Genomic DNA, 1,962 nt, shown 5'->3' with positions numbered 1-1,962 from the left:
GAGTTTACTGCGTAAACATCGCAGTGCCGTAGCACGGGAATGACAATAAAATATTTCAGTCTATTAGTTTTTTTGCTAAAGCCTTGAGTTCTTTTGTTGCGCTTTTGATTTCTTGCTGTGCGAAAATTGCGCTTATAACTGAAACTCCTGCGATTCCGCTGCCTTTAAGCTGGCTCATGTTTTGCAGAGAAATTCCTCCTATTGCGACAACAGGAATTTTTACAGACTGGCAAATATCTTTTAGAGTTGAAAGCGGAACATTGTCTGCATCCGTTTTTGTGGATGTTGAAAAAACTGCTCCAACTCCAAGATAGTCCGCTCCGTTTTTTTCTGCCTGCAAAGCTTGTTCAACTGTCTGGCACGAAACTCCGATTATTTTTTTTGCGCCTAAAATTTTTCTTGCTTCCTTTAATTCCATGTCGCTTTGCCCGATGTGAACTCCGAAAGCGTCTGTTTCTTTTGCGATTTTCACATTGTCATTTATGATTAAAGGAATTTTTTTTGAAGTGCAAATTTCTTTTATGCTGAATGCTTCGTCTAAAAATTCTTTTTCTGAAAGTTCTTTTTCCCTAAGTTGAACCAAAGTTGCGCCGCCTTCGATTGCCTGCAAAACAGCATCGCATAAAGTTTCGCAGCAGAAATTTTTTCCAAGCCAAGCTCTGTCTGTAACGGCATAAAGCAAAAGAGAATTTTTTAGTTCAGCGGATTTCATATTTTGCGCCTGCTTCAAGTTCTTCTCCTGTCATGTTGAAAAGCGCGTCTATGATTTTGTTTCTGTAAGTTGAATTTCCGTCGCCTTCCTGCATTTTTTTCCATGCGATTTCACCGGCAAGTCCCATTGCACAAACTGCCGCCGCGCTAGATTCAAGTGTGTTTTTTCCTGCGCAAATAAAAGCTGTCATAATTCCGCTTAGCTGGCATCCAGTTCCCGTTATGCGCCCCATCTGCGGTTTGCCGTTTCTGATGACAAAGCATTTTTTTCTGTCTGAAACTAAATCGATTGCGCCTGTGATTGCGACAACGCAGTTTTGTCTTTCCGCGAAATTTTTTGCAAATGCAATAGCGGCTTCAAGGTTGCTTTCTGAAACTGCATCTTCAATGTTTGCGTCCACGCCTTTTGTTTTTCCGCTTCCGGTTGCAAGAGTTTTTATTTCTGAAATATTTCCGCGGATTACGTCAAAGTTGATTTTGCTTATAAGTGAAAGGGCTGTTTTTGTTCTAAGCGTGCTTGCTCCGGCTCCAACTGGATCTAACAGAATTTTGTGGCTCAGGCTCTGCGCTTTTTTTCCGGCTGCAAACATGGCTCTTATTGTGTTGCGGTTGAGCGTTCCGATGTTTATGTTCAGACCGCTGCAAATTGAAGTTATTTCTGCGGCTTCTTTTTTTTCATCAGCCATTATCGGACTTGCTCCCATTGCGAGAATTGCGTTTGCAACATCGTTGACTGTTACATAATTTGTGATGTTGTGGATGAGCGGGGAATTTTTTCTTACTGAATCAAGACATTCTTTAAACATATCGGCCTCTTTAAAAAGTTCATTTGAATAATTCAACGCTGAATTTAAAGAGGTTTGTTTTTAGCAAGTCCCTACGTTGGCATTATCCAAATCAGGTTTGCGGGTCAAGGAATACATCCTACTCTCAGCAAGCTTTGAGCAAGCTCCCCGTGCATTAGCTATTATAAAAAAATTGCGGATAATTTCAATATGTTTTACTGTCATTATCAGGGCAAACGCATTGTAAATGCATTCAGCATAAAGCTGGCTTTCAGTCACGATTTCCTGGTTCAAAATCACGCAATAATGCGCTACACGCTGATTGTTGCAAAGTAACTATAGAATTGCCCGCTCATGCGGTCGCAACAATCAGAGTGTTTTTGTCCCAAGAACCGTTCCTTCGCGAAAACTTTACTTAAATTGCCCAAATGTCGAGTTTTGATAAGAACAGTAATTTAAGTGTCAT

3 protein-coding genes and 1 riboswitch are annotated in these 1,962 nt (G+C 40.7%); of the genes, 1 reads left to right on the top strand and 2 read right to left on the bottom strand.

The features are described from left to right. Window positions 1–55: 55 nt before the first annotated feature. Window positions 56–712 carry a thiamine phosphate synthase gene (thiE, locus tag B4C08_RS05865; RefSeq protein ID WP_296663924.1) on the bottom strand — a complete coding sequence of 219 codons (657 nt, stop codon included), beginning with the start codon at window positions 710–712 and terminating at the stop codon, window positions 56–58. Next, on the bottom strand, window positions 699–1,517 hold the full coding sequence (gene thiM / locus B4C08_RS05860; protein ID WP_296663921.1) for a hydroxyethylthiazole kinase: 819 nt from the start codon (window positions 1,515–1,517) through the stop codon (window positions 699–701). Before thiM ends, thiE begins: the two co-directional genes overlap by 14 nt. A 49-nt stretch (window positions 1,518–1,566) precedes the next feature. Then, window positions 1,567–1,677, bottom strand: a riboswitch (TPP riboswitch). Window positions 1,678–1,706: 29 nt separating this feature from the next. Here thiM and B4C08_RS05855 point away from each other — a divergent pair. Then, on the top strand, window positions 1,707–1,832 hold the full coding sequence (locus B4C08_RS05855) for a hypothetical protein (RefSeq protein ID WP_296663918.1): 126 nt from the start codon (window positions 1,707–1,709) through the stop codon (window positions 1,830–1,832). Window positions 1,833–1,962 lie beyond the last annotated feature (130 nt).

Source organism: Treponema sp. UBA753 (assembly GCF_002297325.1).
Lineage (GTDB): Bacteria > Spirochaetota > Spirochaetia > Treponematales > Treponemataceae > Treponema_D.
This window is presented reverse-complemented; position numbering and strand designations above follow the sequence as displayed.